The organism is Clostridium sp. MF28 (assembly GCF_002969175.1).
Classification (GTDB): Bacteria; Bacillota; Clostridia; order Clostridiales; family Clostridiaceae; genus Clostridium; species Clostridium beijerinckii.
Map to the genome: position 1 here is coordinate 1154334 of NZ_CP014331.1, position 18995 is coordinate 1173328.

The window sequence follows — 18995 nt, forward strand, 5'->3', positions numbered from 1 at the left end:
TATCGTCCCCTATCCATTCAATTAATAATATTATTATATCATATTAATATTACATTTTATTCTAATTTTTTGCAATTATAATCAATTCTTACTTTAGTGTTTTATAACTTCCATATTAAAAATATAACTGCATAAAACTCCACTTACTATGTATATAAAAAATTTTTTTCTACTATTGACGGCTTATACCATGTCGTAGTAAAATTAAGGCGGAAAACAAAAGCTAAATAAAAACTTTGTTAGGTGAGGCTCCTATATAGATACATGCTGCTGCCCGGAAACGTCGAAAGACGCCAATGGGTCAACAGGTATTACCGGATTAAGGTTCTACTTAATGTAGCCGAAAACCATATGGTTTTCTATGCTCTATAGTGCTAAAACTCAACGAGTGAAGGTGTTAATACAACAAATGTACTTTGCGCTACTGCATTCCGTATATTTGTATAATGTTGTGTTTGATTATTGTGCCCTTCACTTATGGTGAAGGGCTTTTATTATTTTTTAAAGGAGGTGTATCCAGTGGATGACCATGATACGGAAAGTTGTAATATACATTTTTATTTAAATTCAAGCAATAATATTTTTAGGGCATTAATTGGATACTCTCTTTATGCCCTGAATTGAAAGGGTGAAAAACATGGAAAAAATAACAAATTTCTTTGTAAGTAAAATTATTCATAAAGAAATTCATAATATTTCTGGCCAAATAATTGGTAAACTAAATGACCTTATTCTTGATTTTAGTCAAGAAAAACCAACTGTAGTATATATACAAATTACAAATTGGAAAAAATCTTTTTATCTATCTGCTGATGCGCTAGATATATTCAAAGATGAAAAAGAAAAGTATCATATTAAAATTAATAGCGAGAGCCTTACAATAAAGTTTCCTGGTGAAGATGATATTTTTTTAGTAAGAGATTTCTTAGATAAACAAATAGTAGACATAAACGGCAAAAAAGTAGAACGTGTAAATGATGTACGACTTGGAAATATAAATTCCAAATGGCAGCTTGTTGCCGTTGATATAGGAACTAGAGGATTACTCAGGCGTCTTGGTGTAGAATATCCTTTTATAATATTAACAGAAGCTTTAAAGTATAGATTAAGAAACAAGTTAATTATATGGGATGATGTGCAGACTTTGTCTACTGGGGTTAACAATCTACAACTTCAAATGCCAGCAAGCAAAATTGAAACTCTACACGCAGCAGATTTAGCAGATATAATCGAAGATCTTGATACCAAAAGCAGAGATATATTGTTTCACAGCTTAAACAATCAAAAAGCTGCTGAAGTTCTCGAGGAAATCGAAACTGATGTTCAAGTAAATTTATTAAAATCTATGTCTGATGAAAAAGCTTCTGATATACTTGAGATTATGCCTTCTGATGAAATAGCTGATATTTTAGAAGAGATGGATGAAGATAGAGTTGAAAAACTATTAACACACATGGACGAAGAAAGTCAGGATGAAATTAGAGAGCTTATGGAATACGAAAAAGAAACTGTAGGAAGTATTATGTCAAAAGATTTTCTAACCTTCTTACCTGATGTAACTGTAAGTGATGTATTTAAGTGGATTCAAGAAAATGCGCCTGATGAAGATGAAAGTTATTATATATATATAACAAATGATAAAGATAATCTTATTGGGGTTACTTCTTTATTCTCACTTATTACTTCAAAACCAGATACAAAACTTTATAATATAATGACAACTAGACCTGAAAGTTTAAGGGATACGGATGAAATAGAAGATGCTATAAGCTTAATGCATAAGTATAATCTTGTTTCAATTCCTATTATTGATGAAGATAATAATTTAGTTGGTGTAGTATCATTAAATGACAGTATCCATGAATATTCACGCTTAAGGAGGGTTGCACTATGAAGAAAGTATTATCCGGTAGATTTAAAAAGCTACTTTTCATTATGACTATTATTGGCCCAGGATTAATTACTGTTAATGCAGGAAATGATGCTGGTGGGATTACAACTTATGCATCTGTTGGTGCGTCTTATGGATATAAAATGCTATGGGGATTACTTTTAATCACTTTCAGTCTTGCAGTTATACAGGAGATGAATGCAAGAATGGCGGTGGTAACTGGTAAAGGTTTGTCTGATTTAATTAGAGAAAAATTCGGAGTTAAGCTTACTTTCTTTGCAATGACCATTTTACTAGTTGCCAATATGGGTGTTGTTTTTGGTGATTTTGCAGGAATTGCAGCAAGCTTAGAATTATTTGATGTAAGCAAATATATATCTATCCCTATTGTTTCTGTAGTAATCTGGTTACTTGTTACTAAAGGTTCATATAAAAAAGTAGAAAATATCTTCCTATTGTTTACTCTTGTATTTTTTACTTATATTATATCAGCTTTTTTAACTAAACCTGATTGGGGACACGTAATGAAATCAATGATGACGCCTACCATTGAATTAAATACAGGTTTTCTTCTTACCTTTATAGGAATGATTGGTACAACAATTACACCTTATATGCAGTTTTACCTCCAATCATCAATAGTAGATAAAAAAATCAGTATATCTGAGTATAAATACGAAAAACTTGATGTTTATTTAGGCGCTTTCTGGGGGAATGCAGTAGCATTTTTCATAATTGTATGTACAGCCGTAACACTTTATAAAGCTGGAATAACAATAACTAGTGCAGAAGAGGCTGCAATTTCTTTAAAACCACTTGCTGGTGAAGCTGCATTTATACTTTTTGGTTCTGGACTTTTTGGTGCTTCAGTTCTTGCTACTGCTGTCATCCCACTTTCTACGTCCTATGCGATATGTGAAGCTTTTGGCTGGGAAAGTGGTGTGGATAATGATTACAAGGACGCTCCAGCTTTCTTTGGAATATATACTGGTATAATTGTTCTTGGAGCATTATTTATACTTCTTCCTGGAATATCGCTTATTCAAATTATACTTGTATCACAGCAAATTGCTGGTTTGCTATCTCCTATAATATTAACATTTATGATAATTTTAATTAATGATAAGCGTATAATGGGTGAATACGTTAATAATAAGACTCAAAATATTGTTTCTTGGGCTACAGTTATATTTATTATAATTCTATCAATAATTTTATTTGTATCGCCTCTTATTTCATAATTATATAAATCTGCACAAATTCTTATGAAATAAAATATATATTATACTTTTTATTATTTATAGATCTTTATAAGTAAAATGGAACAATGTATGCTTTAAATAACATACATTGTTCCATTTTATTAATTACCATAAGTATTACTTATCTTCCTTTGTACACTTAACTTTATTTATTCGAAATATATAATATCTATTCTAAACTTTTATTACATTGAGGTGTTGTCTAAACTATCAGAGAATGTAAGTTAGATAGTCTTATAACTAATAAATTATACAGAATTTATATATAATTACTCATTAAATGAAATATATTGACTATATATTTTAACTACAAAAGTTAAGTCTACTTTTTCTCATTCCTACATTTAATACAATTCCTAATGACATAAAATTTACAAGTATAGAGCTTCCTCCATAGCTCATAAATGGAAGAGTAATTCCTGCAATTGGCATAATTCCAATAGTCATACCAATGTTCTGAAAAATTGAAAATAAGAAACCAGATGCAGTTCCAACACAAATGAGACGTCCAATAATATCTTTTGATTCTTTTGCATGCTTAATCATTTTATATATTAAAATACTATATAAAGCTATGAGAAAAAGTGCCCCAAAAAATCCCCATTCCTCTCCAACTGCAGAAAATATAAAATCAGTATGGACCTCAGGAATGAAGCCACCGGATGCACGAACTCCTTTTAAAAATCCAGAGCCAATTAACCCACCAGCTCCAATACCTGTTATAGACTGCATTAATTGAAAACCAGCATTCTGCTGATATGATTCTGGATCCAAGAATACCAATATTCTCTGTCTTTGATATGGTTTTAATATATCACTAAACCATATAATAAGACTTAGTGGGACAACTGAGAAAAAGCCTGCGACAAGAACCTTTAAGTTTAATCCAGAAATGAAGTATATTCCTAACGTAATAAAGAAACAAATAAGAGTCATTCCTAAATTAGGTTGAATTACAATTAGAAACATTGGAATTAAGGCATAAAAAGATAAGATAAGAAAGTTTTTTGGATTGTTAATATCGCCATCTAGATCATCTAACTTTTTTGCAAGGATTAGTATTAATCCAAACTTTACAAATTCACCAGGTTCTATAGCTCTATTTCCAATCCTTATCCATGATGATGCACCTTTTACTGCTTTGCTTGTTATATCATTAAATAATAAAAGTCCTACTCCTGCCCAATAAATTAGTTTTGCATAACCACCTATAGTATTATAATCAAATACTAAAATAAAATATACAATTGCTAGTCCAACAATTAGCCACAACATTTGCAGTTCAGCATAATAGAATCCAAACTTTATATGAGTTACACTATAAATGTTTATGATTCCAAAGATTGTAATAAAAATAGCTGTCACAAACATAGTAATATCTAATTGTTTTAAAAGCTTGCTATTAATCAAATATTTATTCATGTAAAATTTCCTCCTGAAAAGTCGAAACAATTAGTTTATATGATAATTATGTATTAATAAATAGTAATATTCAACCATTTGTGCCAAATCTTAATTTTAATTTAATACTTGATATTTCAATATATAATCAAATTTTTAACCTAAATTCTCACATTTAAATTTCCAATTATTATATATTGCTAAACTCATAGATACTCTAATTTTATAAGTATACTAACACTAATAAATATACACCTAAATTTTTTGTAACACACCTACTTTCATTATTTCCTATTAAATTTTACATCTAATAATTTCAAAATTATGGAACAAAATGACTATTAGATCATTATAATAAATAAGACATAGCTATTCCTATTATACTTTTATTTATACTCCCTTTTATTTCAAAAAACTCTAGTAGTACTGCTAGAGTTTTTGATTTAAATAAAAAATTCCTACTATAAGTATTACTATAGTAGAAATTTTAAATGTTTCTTTTAGTTATTTTTTAAAAAATCTTTTCTTTCTGGCGTAAATACATCATAAACAATAGAATTATCTTCTAGCACAATGCATCCATGGGGAATATTTGATGGCATGAAGATTGTATCACCTTCTCTAACAATCTCGCTTTTATCACCAACTATAAATTTAAAAGAACCTTTTAACACATATGATAACTGATCATGTACATGAGAATGAGTCTCTACGTTATTAGTTACTTTTTTAAAATGTACTTCTACAGCCATCATCTTTTCATCATGTACTAATACCTTTCTTTTAGTGTTTTCATCTAGAATCTCAAATTCAACATCTTTATTAAAACAAAACATTTTACATATCCTCCCTTACGTTATAGATAAATCTCATTTAATTATTATGCAGTCATATTATTTCAATTAGCAACGCAATGAGTATGTTTGTTTACATTCTTAAAATAGTTGAACATTTAGCAAAACATACTCATTATTCTTTAATATATTACTCACATATAAGTTACAAAAATATATTTATAATCTACTAAGCTAATACATTTTTTATATATTCTTTGATCTCATCGCATTTACAGTTATCAAAGAAATATTCTTTAAAATTAGTTCCACTTACAGCACCTTTTAATAAATCTCGATCTATATTCTTTAAGATTGTTAACATATCTGTATGTGTTACCTTTTTAACTTCATCTAGTATTTTTTTATTTCTTTGTTCTGGTACTACTCTATCCTTTGGATATCCTTGACCACTTTCACCTTCAAATAATTTTTCAAAGATGTATTCTAAATTTAATTCAGCTCCCCATCCAAATCCTTTGGCAAACGGAAGAGAAATTGCATTTCCATCATTTATTTGTGCAAACATGTACGCATCAGATGGATCTACTATATGACCGCATAAAACACCTGGGAATGCATTACATGCAAGCATTGCACCTTCCCCTGTTCCACATCCTGTAATTATATAATCTGCTGCTCCTGAGTTTAATAATATTGCAGCTAAAATACCATTTTGAACATATGTTAATTGTGCTTCCCCTTCTACTCCATACATTCCATAGTTAAATACTTCATGACCTTTTGGCTCTACAACTTTTTTTAGCGACTCATATATAATTGAATTTTTTGCTGCTTGACTGTTCTCATTTATTAATGCTATTTTCATACTATCGTTCCTTTCCTATTGAGGTTGTTTTCCTATATAAGCTAAGATACCACCATCTACATATAAAATATGACCATTAACAAAGTCTGATGCATCAGATGCTAAGAATACAGCTGGTCCTGCTAAATCTTCTGCTGTTCCCCAACGCGCTGCTGGTGTCTTTGCAATTATAAATTGATCAAATGGGTGTTTCGAACCATCTGGTTGAACTTCTCTAAGTGGTGCTGTTTGTGGTGTAGCTATATATCCAGGCCCTATACCATTACATTGGATATTATATTCTCCATATTCAGAAGCAATGTTCTTTGTTAACATCTTTAATCCACCTTTTGCTGCTGCATATGCTGAAACTGTCTCTCTACCTAACTCACTCATCATTGAACAAATGTTTATTATCTTTCCGTGACCTTTTTTTATCATTCCTGGTATTACTGCTTTAGACACAATAAATGGTGCATTTAAATCTACATCAATAACCTTACGGAAGTCTTCTGCTTTCATTTCAAGCATTGGAATACGTCTGATTATACCTGCATTATTTACAAGAATATCAATTACTCCAACTTCTTTTTCAATTTTTTCAACTAATTCATTTACTTTAGCTTCATCTGTTACATCACAAACATAGCCATGAGCTTTTATTCCTGATTCTGTGTAAGCTGCTAGTCCTTTATCTACTAATTCTTGATTAATATCGTTAAATACAATAGTAGCTCCTGCTTCAGCATAAGATTTTGCGATACTAAACCCTATACCATAAGAAGCACCTGTTACTAATGCAATTTTTCCCTTTAATGAAAATCCATCCATAATTCCCATAATTAAAATCCTCCTCTATGTGTTACATTTTATATTTACAGTATATCACTACATATAATCAATTTCTTGTTATATCCTTTCGAAAATATTGCAAATCTTGAACCATAGATTTATAATGAATGCATTATATATTAGGTACTGATGTTTTTAAAGTAAACTTACACTAAAAATGAAAGGAGAAGTTTTATTTATGAAAGAAGAAAATTCTTGTAAGGCTTCCATAAAGAACTGCTTAGAACAACGCTATTTCTCTATTGCACGCCTATATAAAGAAGAAAAAACGATGGACATACATATACATGATTGCTATGAAATATATTACTCTATATCCGGTGGAAAGCAAATACTTATTCATAATAAGCTATATGATATTAGCCCTGGGGACTTATTTGTAATTAATCAATATGAAAGCCATCACGTTTCCAAGGTTGATAGGGCTCATGAACGAATTGTTATATCGATTCATCCAGAATTTCTTAAATCTATATCAAGTGATAAAACAGATTTAAGTTATTGTTTCACAAATCGTAGTGAGAATTTCAATCATAAGATCTCTTTAAATAAAGAACAGCAACAACATTTTCTTTATTTTATCAATAAGATAATAGCTACTAATGGATATGGCTCTGACATAATTGAATATGCATCTTTTTTAGAACTAATTACTTTATTAAATGGAATTTATATTGCAAATAATAACTTACATATTGATGATCACTCTTATAAATACAATCAACAAGTCCAAGAAATTATAACATATATAAATGAAAATATTACTGAACCTATTACCATTGACTATTTAGCAAATCATTTTTATTTAAGTCCATCTTATATATGTAGAATATTTAAATCAGCTACTGGAACTACTATAAATAAATATATTTCAGCACGAAGAATAACCATAGCTAAGTCATTGTTAGCTAATGGCACAAATGTCAATGAGGTTTGTGAAAAATGTGGTTTTAATGATTATACTAATTTTCTAAAAACCTTTAAAAATGCAGTTGGAATTTCTCCTAAAAAATATTCAACATTTAGTATAAGTTAACACTTAATTTTTTGTATAACTACCTTAAATCCATAATATATTTATTAGTAACATTATCTAATTAACTAAAGTGAAATCTTTAGCGGAAACTTAGTTTTTGAGTTTATATAAAGCATAATATGAAAATAAAGTCATGCATTTTTAAATTTTGATTAGTTTAACAATTTTAAAGGAGATATGATTATGTTACTGGAAAAAGGCTCTACTGGTTCTTACGTTACTTATCTGCAATATGCCTTAAAAATCAAATGTTACTATTTTGATATAGTTAATGGGGAATTTTCAACTACAACATATAATGCAGTGATAAAATACCAGAATTCAAAGGGATTAACTGCTAATGGTGTAGTTGATGATACTACTTGGACTATTTTAAAAACAGATATTCAATTAATTCAGCAGCAACTTAATAGCAAAGGCTATGTCTTAACTGTTGATGGTATTGCTGGCATTAATACCTATAATACAGTAGTAAAATTCCAAAGAGAAAACGGTCTTGTGGCGGATGGAATGGTTGGATCTAGTACATTAGCAGCTTTGGTTAGTCAAACACCAAGTACACCGCCGTCTTCAACATCTGAACAAATTGTTTCAATAAATCAGCTTAATGAAGTGGGTTGGAAAAATGTATCCATTAATCAAATCAATGAGCTAAATAGCTGCTTAAAAACATTTGCTATAATAACCTTTCCAAGATTAAGGCATTTTATAAGCCAATGCAGTTATGAATCTGAATGTGGACTTTACACTAAAGAAGTTGATCCTGGTTATAAATACGAAGGTCGTGAGGATTTAGGAAACATATATCCTGGAGATGGTCCAAAATTTAAGGGTGCTGGTTATATACAAATAACCGGTCGAAGTAACTACCAAAGTTTTTCAAATTATATGCGCGACAAAAATATTATGGATGGAGTTAGCTACGTAGCAGCTAATTATCCTTGGATGAGTGCAGGTTTCTGGTGGTATACTAATAATATGAATTCTCTTTGCGATAGCAGATCTTCTGTTGAAACTATAACAAGAGCTGTTAATGGTGGATTAAATGGCCTTAGTGGCAGGCAAAAATATTATGATATTTGTCTTAGAGTTTTTAGGAGTGATATCTACTAATTACTATATTTTTTATTACATAATAAGGATATGCCTCAAAATAAATATTCAAAAGCATATCCTTATTACTAATCTACCATTCTCTGCCCTTATCACCAGACATATTATTTTTAGTTCCACTAGGATATAATACTGAGTAATGGTCCAATTTAGGATCATTTCCAGAGTCCTTAAAAACAAATAAAATCTTAAACTCGCTTCCAGATTTATAGCCTATAATCCTTTCCCCATTTGATGTAACATCATGATCTGGCTGACCAAAAAAGTCTTTAACATCTGAAAGTGAAATTTGTTTTAGCTGACTGTCAAATGATCTAACTTCAAAAACTTGATCACCTTTATTAGTACCAAAGACAACATTCTTACTTGAATAAGTAGCATAATTTCCTTTTGCTTCTCCTACCCAATCTGATTTATCTGCTTTTCCCCACTTTTTTTCTATATCCTGTAGAGTTGAAGTTTTTACTGGGAAATCGCAGTTAATAATCTTCCCCTCTTCAGATAATTTCTTAATATTATCAAGAACGGCTTTCTGTGCATTGTTTTCAGTATTTGACGTCTCAACATTACTATTTTCTGAAGGAGCATCTGACTTTGAATTTTTGTCTTCACTGCTTTCACTAGTTTCACTGCTGTTTTTGCCATTATTTGCTGCATCACCTGAAGGCTTACTTGAATTCGAGCATCCTGCCATTATAGTTACAAACAAGGTCATAACAATTATTACTATTGATTTTTTATTAAAAAATAAACTCATATCATTTCTTTAGGCATATCACTATAAGAATCTATAAATTCCTTAGCCTAAATACTCACTTCCTTTCCTTTTATATAAATATTTTAACTTAGATTCACTAAAATACCACAATTATATAATACCCATGATTCATATTATTACTCATTAAAAAATATGGTTATTATACTCTAATTTTATCACTTTTATCATTTAAATAGGAACCTCTTAATAAATAAAATTACTAATAAACTTACTTCTATAATAAAATCTTGAGGATTTATGAGTTTCGTTAATATAACTTTTTCCTTTTAAGAATAATTTATAATCAATAGATGGTATTAAAATCAAGGCTTAGATTTTTTTGATACTAAAAATCTAAGCCTTGATTAAATAGAATTACATCATTAGTAATTTTCTTAAAACTTCATAAAAGAGAATTGAATTTTCTTATGTATTTAATTTCTTTAATTCTTTTATACATTCTTCGCAGATAGCAACTTCTTTAAATTTAGTAACACTTTTTATATTGCCGCAAAAAATACATCCAGGAGCATATTTTTTTAATATTATTTTCTTTTCTTCTTCAAAAATTTCTAAAGAGTCCTTTTCATTAATTGAAAGTAATTTCCTTGTTTCCTTTGGAATTACGACTCTTCCGAGTTCATCGACTTTTCTTACCATTCCTGTTGCTCTCATTATCAACGTTCCCCCTTAATATATTATAATTCTACTATAATATATTTCGGAAATTATTTACAGTCTCATTTTTTCAAATTATGGCAAATTAATACCATTTTTTAGCTTTAGATTCTTATTATCAGCGTTATTGATAGATTTTAAATATTTTTACATTTTTCAAAAAATTCTATATTTTAAATAGAATAATATAATAAATTATCATGATAGTCATTCCAAGTGGAATCCCAAGCTTCATCCATTCCTTGCTGTTAATTTTTAATTTATCGGCAGAAATGATATTAGGAATATTCCCTGGAATCATCATTCCCCCACTAATGAGTAGCCCCATTAACACCGCTTTAACCTGTACCTCAGACATTTTCACACTTATTTCAGCAGCTGCTAGTGTTGCATTATCAAGAACGGCTGATGACATATTAAACCAGTATAAATAGCCAGTATGAAGATTTATTACATAAGTATCAATTAATGTTTTAAAGCCTTCCCCAAGTAATTCCAAAGCTATAATAAATAAAATAATTTTAAGTGCTCTTATGAATATTTCCTTGTTAGTTTCTTCTATAATAATTTCTTCTGTATTATTTGATTCTATTTTTTCTTGAATACCGTAAAATGTACCAATAATTCCAAGAATAAATATAGCAGGTATTATATAGACTCCATACTTATCTAATAGATACCAAAAGCTCACATTAAGTTTTGAAACAATCATTGTAGACAATGGCTCTCCTATAGGTGTTAATACAGCTCCGATTCCAATTGAAAAACATGCAACCACATCAATATTGATTTTATTTTTTCTACTTATCGGCAATATACTAACTATTTCTACTAAAAGCAGAGCTGCAATAATGGCAGTTATTATGCTTGATAAAAACCCAATAATAACTATTAACAAAAATACAAAAAATTTTAATGGTACATATTTAAGAATATATGTAAGTGCTCCTTCTATATGAGTTGATAGAGATTTAAATATAAATCCACCAATTAGTACTGCAACAGCTATTGTATACATAAATTTATTTTGAATAATTCCTAAAAATAATTCTTTATTTATAGCTCCTGATGTGACACATGCTAATACTCCTACTATAAATAAAAATATTTCAAGATTATTTTCAACTTTCTTTGATACTATTGGTAATACAAATGTCACTACCAATAATAATATTAATACATAAAACAATTTCAACACTGCCCTTTCTTCATAAAATGGACTTGATTACTGCTTAATTCCTATTAGATTTTCACCATAATTAACAAAATTACAAATGATTTAAAGTTAATCTCCTGGCATTTTTAATTTAGCACTTTAGCTAGATATAGTAATAAAAAAAGTGGGAAACTCAAATAAGAGTTTCCCACCCTGGAAACAAATTTCTTGGAATCAAGTGCAAACTTGTCCAACCGATAAAAAAATATTCTATTAAATCTTTCAAAATTATAGCATAGAATCTATAAAAATTCAAATGGAATATGTAATAAATACTAGCAATATATTTTTATAAATTGCATTTAGCAATGAGATAGTTTAATAAAAATCTACGGTAATTTTCTATGAATAAATATCCGAAAACTCTACATGTGTAGTTTGTATTAGACGATTTCCAGAAAACTCTACCACTTCGCTTTCACCCTTCTCTTGAACTATGCTTTCACTAGGAAGAAATATTGAGAAAGCACTTCCTCTTCCGACCTTACTTTTAAGAGATATAGTTCCTCCAATTGCTTCAACAAATTTCTTAACCAAAGATAAACCTATTCCAGTTCCTTCTGCTTGTCTTGATAAAGAACTATCAACCTGACCAAACCTTTCAAAAATTATATCGGCTTTCTCTTGAGGTATTCCTATACCTTTATCTTTAACTTTAATACAGATGCCATCTCTTCTTGAGAGTATTTTTACACTAATTGATTTTCCTTCTGGAGTAAATTTAATGGCATTTGATAAGAGATTGAGCAGTATTCTTTCATACTTTTCATCATCTATCCCAACTATCTTTTGTTTAACTGATGATGAAAATATTATATCAATGCTCTTTTGACTAGCATACGTATATACCGAATCAACAATAGCCTTAGTCATAAATATTATATCTATGTTGCTTTTATTAACTTTTATTCTTCCTGCATTAGCTCTGGTAATATCCAATATATTATTTACTAGTCTTAGCTGCCTAAATGAATTTAATCTTATCATCCTTAAGTACTTTTTGAGCCTGTCCGATAATTCTTCACTGCAAAAATAATCTATCGCTTGAATAGCAGAATTTATAACATTAAGAGGTGTTCTAAACTCATGGGATATAAGTGATAAAAACTCATCTTTCATTTCTAATGCTTTTTCAAGAGTCTCATTTTTTTCTCGTTCAGCTTCCAAAAGCTTAATTTGAATTTTTTCTAAAGCTTTCTGATTTTCCATGAAATCTGTTATATCTCTACTATTAATAATTCCATAAGCAAAGTTTCCTTCTTTATCAAAAACAGGAGTTCCACTCACGGAAACATATTGTTCACACTCCCCTATTTTTATCTTCATAAAGTATTCTTTAACGTATTCTCCATGTATAATCTTACAATGTGGTATATCTTCTGCTATAATCTCAGATCCATCTAAATCTAAAAACTTTTTGTTTGTATCATTTGGATGATTATAATCCCCAATATGACTCATTCTTTTTTGCGCCATCTTATTTTTCAAGAAAATTTCGCCATCTTTATTAAAAACATAAACTGAATCTTGCATATTATCAAGAATGGCCTGTAACTGCTCTTTTTGCTCCAATATTTTTCTTTCATTATTAAACCGCTCCGTAATATCATGAGCAGAAATCAATTTTGTAATTAAATTTTTCCTATCATCATATATTGGGCAAGCGCTTACACTATAATGAATAGTTTTATCTGGTCCTTTAGCTGTAATAATGAAGTTTTTAATACTCTCACTATTCTTTAACTTAATACCTGGTAGATCATTTACTTCAAGCAGATTTCCATCTTTATCATAGTATTTAGTATCTTTGCACGTATCACCAATGCTTTTATATCCATTAATATCGTATATAAATTTTTCTGATTCTTTATTTAATAAAGTTACACTGTTATCTGGATTAAACAAAAACATTCCATCTGATGCACTGCTAATAATTGCTTCAAGTTTTTTATTTTGTTGTTCTATAAGCATCTGTGCTTCAATATCATGTGTAATATCGTGACAGCAAAGAACTGCAAATTTTATATTTCCATTGCTATCATAAATAGGTCTTCCATTTAAACTAATATGTTTTGTTGTAGTAGCATTTTTTAGAGTCATTATGTCATTTATAACTACTTCTCCCTTAAATACTTTTGAAATAGTCATTTTTTCTTTAGGAATCTCATCTCCATTTAAATCATGAAATTTAAAATGATTAGGATTACTTATCCGCCTAAGATTAGTCCCCTTAAAATATTCTTCAGCAGATTTATTAGTTAAATAGCAATTTTTATTACTATCATAAATAACCAAAGCATCATCTATACTTTGTATAATATCATCTAATTCAGCTTTTTGATGCCTAATTTCCTCTTCTAACTTCTTCCTTTCAGTTATATCACGATTAGTTTCAAGTACTACTAGCTGCCCATATTCATCAACAAAAATTTGATGACTTGTTTCAATGATAAGTTTTTTTCCATCTTTTTTAGTATGCTCTATTTCACCGCTCCATACACCATCTTCCAGTATACTCTCCTTAATAGTATTTATGTCTACCGAACGAACAGTTTTTAATAAATCATGACTTATGCAGCCAACAGCCTCATCGCTGGTATAGCCATACATAAGCTCTGCACCTTTATTCCAATAAGTAATACTTCCATTTAATTTCCAAGCAAAAATAGCTTCTCTTGATAAGTTCAACATGTCTGCCTGTCGTTTTAACGTATAATTCTGCTGCTTAATTATTTCTGCCTGTTCCTCAATTTTTTTTCTATATACCACCTGTTCAGTTGTTTCTGTAAGCATTGCAACGCAATATTTTATTTCACCATCTTCAAAAATAGGTATTAATGATATTCTCCAATAAGTAATTCCCCTACTAAAACCATCATACTGATATTCATCTATGTTGCATGCACGCTTTGTTCTAAGTAAATTATCCCACAGCCTTTCATATGCACTTCCCTTAAAGCCTGTCGTGAACTCAGATATATGTTTTCCTATACAATTTTCTACTTTATTAAAAGGCGCATCCATAAAACTTACATACTTCTCATTAGTTTTAAGAAGCGTCATATCTGGAAGACTATATACTCCTACTCCATAATAATTATCTAAAATTAATTCATTTAAAAATGAATGTTTAATTTCAATATTAGAATTCATTTTTTCACTAAAGATATATATCTCTTTTTCTTTCTCACATATTACTTTTATATTAACAAATTTAACTCCTAAAGATTTCGTGAACAAAAAATAGTTGATCTTCTCATCAATATCGCTAGTATTAATGTTTGGACCAACCCTTAATTTTTCAAACACATTAATTATGCTACTATTTAATAATTCCTCATACCTATACTCTGTTAATTCTATAAACTGTGCACTAACATCAACAATCAAACCATTTTCTATAACTAAAAAAATTGGACTTTTCTTGTATTTACTAAGCTTTTCTTCTTTCATTTATGACACCCCCATTGCTAATAACAATTATCATTAGTTATAATATTCGCATAGGGATATTTTAGCATAATATGACATATTTTTCTACAAAACTACGTAAAAAGTAGAATTATTACTCTTATTTACGTTTACCATCTTTATCAAATACTTTTCTTAAATGAACCTCTGTATAAAATATTGATATTAAAACAATTATTAAAGATCCCATAACACATATTATATTTGATCTGCCTGGATCGTTCCCATATAAAGAAGTTATTATAATCGAGAAAATTATAGCTATAACTGCACCTAATATCATCATTGTTCCACCATAGGTATTTGCTTCTTTCCATACATCATTATTTTTCTTAGAAAAAGGAGTTCTATATCCATAAAAACTATTTATCTCCTTCGGCGGCCACAATTTTAATATTACACCAAAAATAAGAAATACTACACTTAGTCCTAGGCTACCTAATATCTCCATAAAACTTTCCTCCATTTAAGCTATATATCTATATATTTAAATCCATTTTTACGCCACAAAATAAATTTTTCAAAATCTTTATAAGAAATTCCTATTGTCGCTGTATTTACATTAGGATGAAAATTTACAATATCCTGATTAGCTAAATCTTTATCTATTAATACTATAACTTCTCTATTAGAATCGTTTATTAATCCAAAAGGAGTAACTGATCCTGGTGTTAGATTTAAATATTTATATAAACGTTCTTCTGATGCAAACGATAACCTAGTACTTCCAATTTGCTTATCTAAAGCCTTTAAATCAACTCTCTTATTTTCATCTAAAACAACTAAGTAATGGGTGTCTCCTTTTCTGTTCCTAATAAAAAGATTTTTACAATGACCTCCTGGAATATCGATATCTAAATTTTTAGCTTCTTCAACTGTATATATTGGATTATGCTCATATTTAGTATACTTAATACCTAATAAATCTAATATTTCATACACTTTCTGCTCATTTGTAGTACTCATTTTTTCTCCTTTTCTATAAGAATATATACGCCTTCTCATATAATTTAATCTTTAAAATATATTGTTTATTATGTTGTGTAATTTTACCTAAATACAATATTACTATGTTGGAACTTATTTCACATATCTCAGTATTAATTAAAAATGTAATCTATTTAAATCATAAATATAAATTTATCACTATGGCATATTTTTAAACCTTTAGAATTATTTCCGCACTTATTTTAAACTAATCTTCTATTTTCTATTACATGTATTATCTTTAGCAAGGTAAGATAATTAAAAGCATATCTCTCCTTACTAAAGATTATCCCCTAATTTAAAGAATTAATATGCAAATTTTATTGTATTTAACATACTTTCAAAAGATGTCATATTTTCATCTGATATTTTTCCACGTTGCATAAGTGTAAATAAATATGCTTTGTTACTATTACAAATCATTACTTGTTCTACTTGCACATCCATTCCATTAATATTATGAAAATAGTTTAGAGTTAACGCATTATTATTATTAAATTTACGCTCTTTAATTTGTAAATTATTTATATCTGAGCGATTTTTTATATAAGTTTCTGCTGAATTAAAATAAACCTCTTCCGAATATCCCTCCATGCCATCTATAACCAAATTCACATTAGTTCCTTGATTGTCTAGATAGTAAATATCATCTCCTTTTAAAGTCGTTTTAGTCCAATTTGAAGGATATGAAACTGAAATCTTATCAGATTTAGTTTCTAAGCCTGTCCAATCTCCATTATTGCTTAAAATATATCCATCAATAACTGTGTTTTTAGCCATATAACCGCTAGCATAAAAATAATACCATTTTCCTTCTATCTTTTTCCAACCTGTAGAATATGAGTCACCTTCTGTATACCACCATCCAGTACTATTATTCTTCCATTCTGCACTTGCACCTATTGGAGTTAGCGCTAATACTGATACCGCTATTAGTGATCCTGCTATTAATTTTTTTAATTTTACCATTATTATTCCCCCTAAGTTCTTATAATATATAAGTTCCATTTAATAAACTTTCTAATCATTGAAGTTATTCCACTTTATACTTCTGCTTTAAAGGTTTAACTTTGATTAACAAATTTTTGGAACTCATATATAATTTTATCTTACTTTTGCCCTTTGTCAAATATTCCAAGTTATAGAATCAAATAGTATTTATTAGTTATTGAGTGTAGTAAAAGGTTAAAATCCACGAATATATAATTTCCAAATCTCATTTAATGCAAACAAAAAAAAAGACCAGACTTAATGCTTACATAATATCTATAAACATTAAGTCTGGTCTGAAAATAATTAGTAATAAATGATTCTTATTAAAGCCATATTTATTAAATAATTTGTATTACTAATTGTAACTATATTCTATTGTAAGATTTATTGTGCTTTCGAATCTTTTGCTAACATATCTCTACCTCTATTAACTTCCCCTGCTATAGCTTGCCTTAAAAATTCTAAATTTTCTTTAGATAATCCTGGAATGCGCTCCATAAGAACCTTATCAAATTCATCTGCCTTTGATGTTAAAATCTCAGTTGCATTTTCTGTAATTCTAAATTTCTCTTCTACTATATTCCATACTTCTCTAGCAGTATTTATTTCTTCCTGATGCTCATTAATCTTTATTTTTTGATTTATTTCACTTTTCTTCTGAATAAAGAAATCTATTATTGAATTTCCAACCTGTTTGATTATAACTGCTAAAATTGCCACTACTGAAGTATCTACTATAGGTAAAATTTGATCAATTAATATTTGTTTCATTTTATCACACTCCTTTATCTTAAGATCTTGGTTTCAATTGCAAAAAAGAAGAAGCTTATCAAAGCTCCTCCTATTGCAGTTATAAACCACTTCATCATATTGGTTAATGACTTAATGTTCTCACATAAATTCTTTAATTCTATCTTAAGTTCTCTTGAATCTTGCTCAAGCTTATCTAATCTCTCTCCATGATTATTGAGTCTTCTTTCATACGTTTCAATTTTATCCTTAATCAATTCTTCATTCATGTATTACTTCCTTTCTTTTAAAAATAAATGCTAAGTCTTTTGTCTATATGATACTAAAAATATTTTCTAGCATTATTGAATGTTATAATATACTATAAAGGACATAAGTGGTTAAAACACACTCTTTCTTAATCATATTTTTACAAACTAGCTTCCACTTAGACATTGATATAGCTAGCTTTCAAAATCAATTTTTTATACTTTTCCATATAAAAATAAAAAAGATTGTATTACTTAATAATAATCTTTTACTTGGATTTTTATTTGATTTCGTGGATAATTTTTTCCTATGAAGTAGTAGTAACTTGCTCCATAGTCATAATTGTATTAGCTTGTTCTTGCGTTATATATGCTTTATCAACACAATTAGATATGTTAATTTCTGCATATTTTCTCATAATCCACATATTCCTTATAAAATCATACATATCATTGCATCTCCATTAATGCACTTAATGCACTTTCTAACGCTGTTATTCTATCTTCTGTTGTTGGAATCAATTGTTGGTGTGTTGCTGCTACAATAGGCTTTCCATTCGGAAAGACCTCTTCAAATTTTGTAAACAAAGCTAATTCACTTTCTATTGCTCCTTCTCTAGGTATACATGTGATTGAACCATCATCATTAGTTATTATTAATATATTATTTATTAATTCTGTTTTATCTAAGTTTAACAT

The 18995-nt window shown here is 28.7% G+C and carries 19 protein-coding genes, 1 riboswitch and 1 other annotated feature; of the genes, 4 read left to right on the forward strand and 15 right to left on the reverse strand.

Going from position 1 to position 18995, the window contains the following annotated elements; all coding sequences use genetic code 11:
• The first annotated feature begins 228 nt into the window (after positions 1-228).
• A riboswitch (M-box (ykoK) riboswitch) is annotated at positions 229-400 on the forward strand.
• A 237-nt stretch (positions 401-637) separates the two neighbouring features.
• Both AXY43_RS04950 and AXY43_RS04955 read left to right on the forward strand, forming a co-directional pair.
• Positions 638-1894 carry a magnesium transporter gene (locus AXY43_RS04950; RefSeq protein ID WP_105411120.1) on the forward strand — a complete coding sequence of 419 codons (1257 nt, stop codon included), beginning with the start codon at positions 638-640 and terminating at the stop codon, positions 1892-1894.
• Entirely contained in the window at positions 1891-3132 is a 1242-nt protein-coding gene (locus AXY43_RS04955; RefSeq protein WP_105411121.1) for an Nramp family divalent metal transporter, read from the forward strand. Before AXY43_RS04950 ends, AXY43_RS04955 begins: the two co-directional genes overlap by 4 nt.
• Before the next feature lie 324 nt (positions 3133-3456).
• Here AXY43_RS04955 and rodA read toward each other — a convergent pair whose 3' ends face one another.
• The 4 genes from rodA to AXY43_RS04975 all read right to left on the reverse strand — a co-directional run bounded on the left by rodA (position 3457) and on the right by AXY43_RS04975 (position 7035).
• Positions 3457-4575, reverse strand: a complete 1119-nt coding sequence (gene rodA / locus AXY43_RS04960) for a rod shape-determining protein RodA (RefSeq protein ID WP_039769276.1) — start codon at positions 4573-4575, stop codon at positions 3457-3459.
• A 479-nt stretch (positions 4576-5054) separates the two neighbouring features.
• Entirely contained in the window at positions 5055-5390 is a 336-nt protein-coding gene (locus tag AXY43_RS04965) for a cupin domain-containing protein (RefSeq protein ID WP_017210985.1), read from the reverse strand.
• Between the two features lie 187 nt (positions 5391-5577).
• Positions 5578-6216 carry an RpiB/LacA/LacB family sugar-phosphate isomerase gene (locus tag AXY43_RS04970; RefSeq protein WP_105411122.1) on the reverse strand — a complete coding sequence of 213 codons (639 nt, stop codon included), beginning with the start codon at positions 6214-6216 and terminating at the stop codon, positions 5578-5580.
• A gap of 15 nt (positions 6217-6231) precedes the next feature.
• Complete coding sequence (locus AXY43_RS04975; protein ID WP_023974393.1) at positions 6232-7035, reverse strand: gluconate 5-dehydrogenase; 804 nt, start codon at positions 7033-7035, stop codon at positions 6232-6234.
• Positions 7036-7225: 190 nt separating this feature from the next.
• Between AXY43_RS04975 and AXY43_RS04980 the strand changes: the two genes are divergently transcribed.
• Both AXY43_RS04980 and AXY43_RS04985 read left to right on the forward strand, forming a co-directional pair.
• Complete coding sequence (locus AXY43_RS04980) at positions 7226-8083, forward strand: AraC family transcriptional regulator (RefSeq protein ID WP_077837695.1); 858 nt, start codon at positions 7226-7228, stop codon at positions 8081-8083.
• A 183-nt stretch (positions 8084-8266) separates the two neighbouring features.
• Positions 8267-9196 (forward strand): peptidoglycan-binding protein, encoded by a 930-nt coding sequence (locus AXY43_RS04985; RefSeq protein WP_087703119.1) that lies wholly within the window; start codon positions 8267-8269, stop codon positions 9194-9196.
• A gap of 73 nt (positions 9197-9269) precedes the next feature.
• On the opposite strand, the gene AXY43_RS04990 is transcribed toward AXY43_RS04985, so the two are convergent.
• From AXY43_RS04990 to AXY43_RS05035, 11 genes are all read right to left on the reverse strand, one after another.
• Complete coding sequence (locus AXY43_RS04990; protein ID WP_039769271.1) at positions 9270-9953, reverse strand: YjgB family protein; 684 nt, start codon at positions 9951-9953, stop codon at positions 9270-9272.
• Between the two features lie 426 nt (positions 9954-10379).
• A complete protein-coding gene (locus tag AXY43_RS04995; RefSeq protein WP_012059552.1) occupies positions 10380-10628 on the reverse strand; it encodes an AbrB/MazE/SpoVT family DNA-binding domain-containing protein in 249 nt (82 codons plus the stop codon).
• Positions 10629-10797: 169 nt separating this feature from the next.
• The gene (locus tag AXY43_RS05000) at positions 10798-11829 is read right to left on the reverse strand and encodes a DUF1646 family protein (protein WP_105411123.1); all 1032 of its coding nucleotides are present in this window, start codon (positions 11827-11829) and stop codon (positions 10798-10800) included.
• A gap of 160 nt (positions 11830-11989) precedes the next feature.
• Positions 11990-12043 (reverse strand) — a sequence feature (sodium ion sensor (DUF1646 type); this cis-regulatory element may regulate processes involved in with the transportation of sodium ions).
• A 146-nt stretch (positions 12044-12189) separates the two neighbouring features.
• Positions 12190-15300 carry a PAS domain S-box protein gene (locus tag AXY43_RS05005; RefSeq protein WP_105411124.1) on the reverse strand — a complete coding sequence of 1037 codons (3111 nt, stop codon included), beginning with the start codon at positions 15298-15300 and terminating at the stop codon, positions 12190-12192.
• 118 nt (positions 15301-15418) lie between these two features.
• Positions 15419-15769, reverse strand: a complete 351-nt coding sequence (locus AXY43_RS05010; RefSeq protein WP_087703123.1) for an SdpI family protein — start codon at positions 15767-15769, stop codon at positions 15419-15421.
• Positions 15770-15789: 20 nt separating this feature from the next.
• Positions 15790-16284, reverse strand: a complete 495-nt coding sequence (locus tag AXY43_RS05015; RefSeq protein WP_039769261.1) for a prolyl-tRNA synthetase associated domain-containing protein — start codon at positions 16282-16284, stop codon at positions 15790-15792.
• Positions 16285-16611: 327 nt separating this feature from the next.
• Positions 16612-17274, reverse strand: a complete 663-nt coding sequence (locus AXY43_RS05020; RefSeq protein ID WP_039769259.1) for a PsbP-related protein — start codon at positions 17272-17274, stop codon at positions 16612-16614.
• Between the two features lie 408 nt (positions 17275-17682).
• Positions 17683-18069 carry a cobalt ABC transporter permease gene (locus AXY43_RS05025; RefSeq protein ID WP_105411125.1) on the reverse strand — a complete coding sequence of 129 codons (387 nt, stop codon included), beginning with the start codon at positions 18067-18069 and terminating at the stop codon, positions 17683-17685.
• 14 nt (positions 18070-18083) lie between these two features.
• Positions 18084-18317, reverse strand: coding sequence for a hemolysin XhlA family protein (locus AXY43_RS05030; RefSeq protein ID WP_023974402.1), 234 nt, complete (start codon positions 18315-18317; stop codon positions 18084-18086).
• A gap of 287 nt (positions 18318-18604) precedes the next feature.
• A complete protein-coding gene (locus AXY43_RS27615; protein ID WP_181246090.1) occupies positions 18605-18745 on the reverse strand; it encodes a hypothetical protein in 141 nt (46 codons plus the stop codon).
• 1 nt (position 18746) lies between these two features.
• Positions 18747-18995: a hypothetical protein gene (locus AXY43_RS05035; RefSeq protein ID WP_105411126.1), complete on the reverse strand. Its 249-nt coding sequence runs from the start codon at positions 18993-18995 to the stop codon at positions 18747-18749.